The sequence below is a fragment of the Mycobacterium sp. genome (genome assembly GCF_052143115.1).
Lineage (GTDB): Bacteria > Actinomycetota > Actinomycetes > Mycobacteriales > Mycobacteriaceae > Mycobacterium.
On sequence record NZ_JBKQTQ010000111.1, the window covers coordinates 1 to 8,863 of the forward strand.

Below are 8,863 nucleotides of genomic sequence, written 5' to 3' on the forward strand. Positions count from 1 at the left end.
CCCCGGGACGGGTGCGGCGCAGGCTGCTCAACACCTTGCACTGCAGGTCGTTGGCGGCGCTGTAGTCGGTCTGTCCGACGTTGCCGAAACGACCGGCCACCGAACTGAACGCCACGACGGTTCCCAGCGGGAGCGCGCCGACGGCATGCAGCACGTTGAACAGCCCGTCACCCTTGACCCCGAGCACCAGGTCGAACTCGCGGGGCTTCTTGTCGGGTAGCGCGTGGCTGACCTCTACCCCGGCGGCGTGGATCAGGACGTCGATGCGCCCGCTGGTGTCGCGCACCTGGGCCATCACCTTTTCCACCGCGCCCGCGTCGGTGAGGTCGACGCTGTGGTAATGGGCGGTGCCGCCCGCCTCCTCTACGGCCCGCACCGCGGCCAACGCGGCTTGCAGACGCTCGAGGCGCGCCAGCTCCCGCTCGATCAGGACCGGTGTCGGGCGCTCACCCCGCTCACGCATCCGGGCGGCGAGCTCGGCCTTGAAGCCGTCGCGATCATTGGCGTAGCGGAGCAAATCGGGGTCGGCAGGGTCGGGCGTGGGCGTGAGGTCAAGGAGGTGGAATGTGCCACGGAACCTAGCCGCCAGGTCCGCAGTGATCGCCGACACGATGCTGCCGGCGGCACCGGTGACCAGGAAAACAGGGTCGGAGCCGACGAGCTCGCCGGTCTGCTCGACGTCCGGGAACGGGCGGTCCGCCAGGCCGACGCCCCAGCGTCGACCCCCGGCGTGGCCGACCTCGACACAGCCGGGATCACGAAGCGTTTCGTCGATCAGCACATCGGCCAGCGCCGACGTTTTCCGGTTGACCGGGAAGTCGACGGCCTTGACGAGGGCATCGGGTCGCTCGCGTCGGTAGGCCTTGGCAAACCCGGTGACCGCGCCGCCCAACGGACAGCTGGCCCCTGACTCGTCGTAGCCGTGGTACCCGCCGAGGCGGGTGGCGACCACCAGGAACGGGCTCTGCTCATACAGCCGTCGCATGGTGAGGTAAAGGTTGCGGACTCGACAACGCAGCGCTTCCTGCCAGCCGGTGAGGTCCATGTCCTGCAGGCGGCCCTCGTCGTCGAGCGCCGCAAGCCAGTACACGCCATTGACCGAGCCGTCCGCGAGGACGGTGTCGATGTCATCAACCGGGCGCAGCACCAACGTCTCGACGCCGAGCCGGGTGAGTCGACTGATCAGCGCGTCCGCGACCCCGCCCTGGTCGGGCATCACCGCCACCCGGGTGCCGGCGCCCAAATTCACCCCGGTCGGTATACACGCCTTCAGGTCCGGTCGCAGCGCGGCTACCGGCACCCTGCGCGCAATCTGGCTGGTAGCGGCGATGTCGCCTTTGACAGTCGGCAACGCAGCCGCTGCGCTGGCGGTCGCTGCAGCCGCATCAATGGGTGCTTTTTTTGGGGGTGGCTGGGTGCCGGTCTTGTCGCGGATCCAGCCGATGGCATGGGTCAGGGTGGGGAAGTCGCGCAGCTTGACGGTGTCGTCGCGGGCGACGCCGAAATGCTCGCGGATGGCGGCGAAGATCTCGGCCTGTTTGACGGTGTCCACGCCGAGGTCGGCTTCCAGGTCAAGATCCACGTCAAGCAGCTCGGGGGGGTATCCGGTGAGCCGGGAGACGACGCCGACCACGGTGTCGGTCACGTCGTCGCCTGCCGCTGCCGGTGCCGCCGCTGCCGGCGCCGCCGCAGTGGCCGCAGTGGCCGGTGCCGGTGTGGGTGCCGGTGCTAGCGCCGACGCCGCAGGGGCCGGCTGGACCGTCGGCGCGTGCGTCGGAGCCACCGCAGGAGCGGCTTGCACCGGCGCGCCGGTGTCGACGATCCGCAGTCGGTGCTGGACGACCTCCAGCTGGGCGTCGGCGGTGCCGGCCGCCGCCGTCAGCCAGCGCTGCCAGGCAGGTCGGTCGACGATCCGGTACTCATACCCGAGTTCATCCGGCAGGCGATGGCGGCCGTCGGGAAGCGGGGTCCACCGCATCAATGTCATCGCAATCTGCGAGCCGAACCCAGCGCCCAGCCTCAGCGCGTACCGCACCGGATAGCTTCCGCCAACCGACAGGTTCAGGTGGCCCAGCTCGGGATCCGGCTCTTTGTAATTGGGCACCGGAGGAACCAGACCGGTCTCCAGCGACTTGATGGCGACGACGTCTTCCACGCCGGCGCCCATCGCGTGTCCGGTGAAGCCCTTGGTGTTGGTGATGACCACAGCGTCGGCGTCTGGCCCGAACACCCGGCGCAGCGCATTGATCTCGGCCGCGGCGCTGCCTCCGCGGGCCGGCGTGTACGTCTCGTGGGACACGAACACGGTGCTGGGCGCGATGGCGTGTCGGTCTACGCCGCGAGCCTCGGCCTGGGCGAGCAGGCTCTCCATGACGCCGCCGATGTGCTCGACGTCGAGCCGGGTGCCGTGAAAAGCGCTGTTCGCGATGACGGTGCTGAGGACTTCGCAGATCGGCTGCAGCCCGCGTTCCCGGGCCGCGTCGGCGGATTCCACCACGAAAGCCGCCGCCCCCATGCCGAGGATCATCCCGTGCCGGCGCCGGTCGAACGGTGTGGCGGCCTCCTCCACGACGTCGTCGGTGGCGGCGGCCCCGGACGCCAGGAATCCCGATCCCACCCACGGCAGCAGCACGTCGGAGCTGACGTCGTCGGCGGACACCACGATCACCCGCCGACACCGGCCGACCCGGATCCAGTCCTCGGCGAGCGCGGTCGCCTGGGTAGTGCTCGCGCACGCGGCGTTGACCTGTGTATTCGGCCCGCGCGCGCCGATGATCTCGGCGAACTGCGAGTGACCCATCGACAGGCACCGGAAGATGAAACGCCGGTCGAATACGTACGGGTCGGACTGGAGGGTGTGGCGCAGCTCGTGGATGCGCCGGTCAACCTCCATCGCGGCCGGTTCGTCGTTGCTCAGCCGGGCGCGCACTGCTTCCAGCGCCAGCAGTTGATCACGGTGGCCTCGGTCGGTGTAGTAGCGCTCGAGGTCCTGAGCGAAGTTGTCGTAGCCAGGGAAGGCGGAGGCAAAGATGACGCCGGTGTCGTCACGCATCGAATCCGGCAGCCCCCAACGGTCGGGCAATTGGGTGCCTAGTGTCGTGGTCTTGTAGTGCATGATCAGCGGGATCCCCGCGTCGCGCAGGGCGTCGAAGCCGGCTCCGATGGCAAGCCGGGTGGTCGAGTCCAACGCGGCATCGCGGGCGGCGTCGACCCCGAACTCGGTGACCACGTCCAGTGGCGCGCTGCGGGCGGCCAGTTTGATGACGTCGGCCTCGTTGTCGATCGTCTCGAAGCTGGGGTCGCCGGACTCACGCTTGACCAGGCGGATGATGTGCCGGTCGACCATCGCACGGCGTAGCGGGTGCGGGATGGTGTCGATGAACTGCTGGCCATCGAGGATGCGGGCGATGTTCTCGTCGTCGAAGACTCGCTCGACACCGGGCAGACCGAGCGCTGCGCCGGTTATCACCACCGGTTCGGTAGCAGCTGGCGCCGCAGCGCGTGATGCCGGTGCAGCGGCTGTGTCGGCGATGGCATCCATACCGTGTTCGATGACGTCAACGACGAGGCGGCCCAGTTCGGCGTACTGTTCGCTGGTCATGGCTGTCCTCCCGCTCGGCACTGCGGTCGCCGCGGCGGTCGCGGTCGCGGCGGGAAGCGGGGCGAATCCCAGCCCGGCGGCGTACAGCCCGCACAACGCCTGGTTGAACGACGCGACATCGCCGGTTTTCGGGTGGTTGGTGAACAAGGCGAGCACATCGTCGCCCAGGACGTCCTCGGCAAAGCCGTGCAGTGCCTTCTTCGGGCCGACCTCGACGAAGATGCGGGCACCCGCCGCGTACAGCGTGCGCAGCCCGTCGATGAACCGGACCGGTGAGGCCACCTGGCGGCCGAGCAGGTCGAGCATGGTGTCGAGGTCGGCGTCCGCCGGATAGAACTCACCGGTCACGTTCGACACGATGGGCCGACGCGGCGGCCGCATGTCGAGCCGGCGCAGTGCGGCCTTGAGCGGTTCGCTCACCGGCGCCACGATCGCGGTGTGGAAAGCGTGGCTGACCGGGATTCGGTTGGCGTTCATGCCGGCGGCGCGGAAAGCCGCGACCGCGCGGTCCACGGCATCGGTGGCACCGCCGATGACGGCCTGGCCGTTGCTATTGATGTTCGCAACCACGACGTACCCGTCGGTCTCGGCCACGATCCGGTCGATCTCGGCCAGTGGGGCGAACACAGCCGCCATGGCGCCGTTGTCGGCAATCGACAGGCTCGCCATCCCCTGGCCCCGGGCGCTGACCGCCTCCAGGGCGGCGTCGAACGACAGCGCGTCCGCGGCCACCAGGGCGCCGTACTCGCCCAAGCTGTGGCCCATGACCATGTCCGGACGAACGCCGTACGCGTCGAGCATCCGGGTCAGGGCCAGATCGGTGGCCAGCACCGCCGGTTGCGTGATCTCGGTCTGCATGAGCTGTTGTTCCAGCCGTTGCGCAGTGGTTTCGTCGCTGCCGTCGGCGAAGATGAAAGCAGTCAGCGGCTTGCCCAGCAGCGGTGCCATGACCCGGTCGGCCTCGTCGAACGTCGCGGCGACTATCGGCTCGCGCTGGCGCAGGTCCCGTAGCATGTTCACGTACTGCGAGCCCTGGCCGGTGTAGAGGAACGCGACCTTTCCCGGTGCGCCGCGGCCGACGAAGACACCCTGAGCGCGCAGTATCTTCCACATGGCCGGGTTGCCGCCGCCCCGCAGTGCCTGCACCGCCTTCGCCGCCTTGGTCGCCAGGTCGGCCGCATCGGCGTAGTCGATGGCGACCCGAACGGCCGCACCGGCCAGCGCGGGGTCCGGCGGAGCAGGGGCGGGAGCCCGCCCGCCCGAAGCCTCGGCGGCCAGCTGCTCCAGCTGTGCCGCCACCTCGGCCTCATCTGCGCCGCCGACCACGGCCGCTCCACGTAGCGGCGCCTTCCGCCCACCCGTCGCGGCGGTCGGCTGAGCTGTGACCGTCGCGCCCGGAAACGATCGGCTGGCATCCTGCGCGCGGTGCCGGCCGGGCACGTACTCCTCGAGCACGGCGTGGAAATTGGTGCCGCCGAACCCGAAGGCGCTCACCCCGGCGCAGCGCACGCCGCTCGCGGGCGCGGGCCACTCGCGAAGTTCGGTGTTGACCCGGAACGGGATGTCGTCCCAGTCCACGTTTTCGTTGGGCTGGTCGAAGTGCAGGCTGGGCGTCAGCATCTTCTCGTGGAGGCCGAGCACCGTCTTGAACAGGCCCGCGGCTCCGGCCGCGCCCTTGAGGTGGCCGATGTTGGATTTGACCGACCCCAGCGCGATCGAGCCGTTCGCCGCACCCGCCTTGCGGAATACATCGGTCAAGCTGGCGAGCTCCGTCGCGTCGCCGACGCGGGTGGATGTGCCATGTGCCTCGATGCAGGTGGCCAGCGCCGGATCGACACCGGAGACATGCCAGGCCCGCTCCACGGCCAGCCGCTGCCCTACCGGGTTGGGCGCCGTGATCCCTTTGCCGCGCCCGTCGCTGGAGCCGGCGAGGCCGAGCAACACCGCGTAGATGCGGTCACCGTCACGCTCGGCGTCGGACAGTCGCTTCAGAACAAACAGCGCAGCGCCCTCGCCCATCACGAAGCCGTCGGCACCGGCGTCGAATGGGCGGGTGCCGGTCGCCGACAGCGCGCCGATCTTGCAGAACTTCACGTATCCGGTTGCGTCCATGTTGCGGTCGACGCCGCCCGTGACCGCGGCGTCGAAGTCGCCGGCCTGCAGTCCGCGCATGGCGGCCGACATAGCGGCCAGCCCGGAGGCGCAGGCCGCGTCGGTGGTGAAGTTGGGGCCGCGGAAGTTGAACAGGTTCGCGACCCGCCCGGCGATCACGTTCGCGAGCTCGCCGGGCATGGTGTCCTCGGTGATCTCCTCGAACCCGGCGAGAAACGAGGCGCGGGTCTCGGCGAGCACTGCTTCGCACACCGGCTCCGGCAGTGCCGCGAACGACGGCGCGGCGCACAGCTCGCGGGCGAACTTGGGAAACTGGATCCGCAGGTTGCTGCGGTGCTGCTTGTCGCCGCCGATGGCGTTGCCGATGATGACGGCGACGCGCTCCGGGTCCACCGTCCAGTCCGGCCAGCCGGCGTCCAGCAGCGCCGAACGAGTGCCCGCCACGGCCCATTTCTGGCCGCCGTCCATCTGGGTGCTGACCGCCGGCGGCACAGGTAGCCGCCACGCCAGCGGCTCCCAGGAGAAGTCGCGGACCCACCCGCCGATGCGCGAGTACGTCTTGTCCGGTGCATGCGGGTCGGGGTCGTAGTAGAGCTCGGGATCCCACCGTTCGGGCGGGACGTCGCTGATGCTGTATCGGCCGTCCTTGATGTTGGCCCAGAAGGTGGCCGCGTCGGGTGCGTCGGGCATGATCGCGCTGACGCCCACCACCGCGATCGGTTCCTGCATCGTGGTCGTCATGATGATCCGGTCTCCCGTCGGTACAGTGCATCCGCCACCCGGTCCATGTCAGCGAGCAGGCCGGCCTGTGCGGCCCGCACCCGCTCGAGGGGGAGAGCGGCGGGCAGATCTGCGCCGGTGCCCGCGCCGGCCACCCACCGCAAGCCCTCCTCGGCGACCTTCAGCGCCGCCTCCCGCGCGAAGACCCGGCTGATCGCGGCGAGTGCGGCCGCGTCAAACCGGGCGTCGGACTTCTCCGGCAACACACCGGCGGCGGCCGCCCGGGCGCGGCGGGCCAGTGCGCCCGCGCACTCGGCGTAGGCGATCAGTTCACCCAGCCGCAGCAGAACGTGCTGGCTGCGGGTCAGCCGGCCGGCCCGGCACGCCTCCAGCACCGCCGCCAGGGATTCCAGTGCTAGCGCTGCCGTGGGCCCTCCGCATTCGTCAGGTACACCCTCCAGTGTGCGCGCCGCGTCGCGGTAGTAGGCGCCGGTTGTCTTGAGGTGGTGCTGCCAGCGGTCGCGGGCGATCGTCATCTCCAGAATCTCGGAGGTGCCCTCGTAGATCGTGGTGATCCGGACGTCGCGCTTGATCTTTTCCACCAGGTACGGACGGGTGTAGCCGTACCCGCCGTGCGCCTGGATCGCCGCTTCGGCTGCGGCGTTGCCGGATTCTGTCGCCAGGTACTTCGCGATCGCCCCTTCGGTGTTGAGCGCGCCCCCGGCGCCCTCGCCTGCGTCGATGCGCGTCGCGGTCTCCTCTACGAACGCGCGCGCGGCTTCCAGTCGCACCGCGTGCGGCACGATCAGCTTGTGCGTGAAGCCCTGCTTGTTCGCGAGCGGCGCGCCTCCCTGCACCCGGTTGACGGAGTAGGCGATCGCGCGGTCGAGGGCATCCCAACCACCGCCAAGGCCGAACGCGGCGACCATCACCCTGGTGTACCCGAAGATCTGCTGCGCCTGGGTGAGCCCGCGGCCCTCGTCCCGGCCCACCAGGTTCTCCGCCGGTACCACCACGTCATCGAGGAACAGCGCCGCGGTGTTGGACAGCCGGATACCGTGCTTGTCTTCCGGCGGTGCCGTCGAGAAGCCGGGAGTGCCCTTCTCGACGATGAACCAGGACGGGCCGCCAGGGGCGAGTGCCAAAACCGAGTAGACGTCGGCGATCGAGCCGTTGCTGATCCACTGCTTACGACCGGTGAGCCGGTAGGCGGTCACTTGGCCGTCGGTCTCGACCGGTGTTGCTGTCGTCGACAGGGCGGCCAGGTCGCTTCCCGCCTCGGGCTCGGTGGCGGCGTAGGCGAACAGGATGCCCTGCTCGGCGATGCGTCCTAGCCACTCCTTGCGCTGCTCCGGGGTCGCGCCTACCAGGATCGGGTCGCTACCGAGGAACGTGGCGAACACCGCCGTCGCGACCCCGATGTCGACGCGGGCGAGCCGTTCGCACACCCGATACGAGTCGAACGCCCCGCCCCCCAGGCCGCCGTACTCCTCGGGAATGAACACCAGCTGGACGCCGAGGTCCTCACCGCACATCGCTCGGACCGTCTCCTCCGGACAGATGTCCTCGCGGTCGAGTTCCAGCCGGCGCTGGTCCGGGAGGGCCGCGGTGACGAACTCGTCCAATGAGTCCAGCATCATGTCGAGGGTGTCTCGGTCCAGGCCGACGGTCGCAATCATGGCTCTCTTCCTGTTCGTCCGTATAGCAACGGTCAGCCGACGAATCCGACAGTGCTGCCGGGAGTCAGTTGAACGACTCGGCCACGGCATTCCACTTCGACTCCGGCGGCATCGCGCGGATCGACACTGATGATCACGCCCTTTCCGCTGACTCGCAGGTGTAGGTGCAGACCGCGGTAGTGGATCGGGAATGCCAGCACGCCAAGTGTTTCCGGCCAGTGCGGGGAGAGGATGAGGCGGTTGGATCGGGTCTCCATCCCGGTAAAGCATCGCTGCATGAGGTCGACGCTGCCGGCCATGGCCGCGAGGTGAATGCCTTCGGACGTGGTGCCGCCCTGGATGTCGGAGACGTCGGATTTGAGCGCCTGTTGGAAAAACTCCATTGCCCGATCGCGATTGGCCCGGGCGAGTACCCAGGTATGCACCACACCGCTGAGCGTCGACCCGTGCGACGTGCGGGCCAGGTAGTAGTCCACCATTTCTGGGACCTTGTCGGGCATGAAGCGGTAGCCGAGCCGGTCGAGCAACTCACGCAACTCATCCGATGACAGCAGGTACAGCAGCATCAGCGCGTCGGCCTGCTTGGAAGCCTTGTAGCGGTTCACGTCGTCGTTCTCGGCCTCCAGGATGCGGTCGAGGCGTTGGATGTTGCCGTACTTCCGGTGGTAGCGGTCCCAGTCCAATTCGTCCAATTCGCCGTATCCCTCGAACTGGCTGATGACGCCGTCGTGGAATGGGACGTACATTCGTC

Annotated in this window: 3 protein-coding genes; all 3 read right to left on the reverse strand. The window is 69.0% G+C overall.

All coding sequences use genetic code 11. From position 1 onward, the window contains the following. Positions 1-6,454, reverse strand: a 6,454-nt coding sequence (locus ACLQI9_RS11575) for an SDR family NAD(P)-dependent oxidoreductase (RefSeq protein ID WP_442391697.1), incomplete at its 3' end; no start/stop codon positions are given. Next, positions 6,451-8,112: an acyl-CoA dehydrogenase family protein gene (locus tag ACLQI9_RS11580; protein WP_442377093.1), complete on the reverse strand. Its 1,662-nt coding sequence runs from the start codon at positions 8,110-8,112 to the stop codon at positions 6,451-6,453. The genes ACLQI9_RS11575 and ACLQI9_RS11580, both read right to left, overlap by 4 nt. 32 nt (positions 8,113-8,144) lie before the next feature. Continuing rightward, on the reverse strand, positions 8,145-8,863 hold a 719-nt coding region (locus ACLQI9_RS11585; RefSeq protein WP_442377095.1), incomplete at its 5' end, for a glycosyl hydrolase family 65 protein.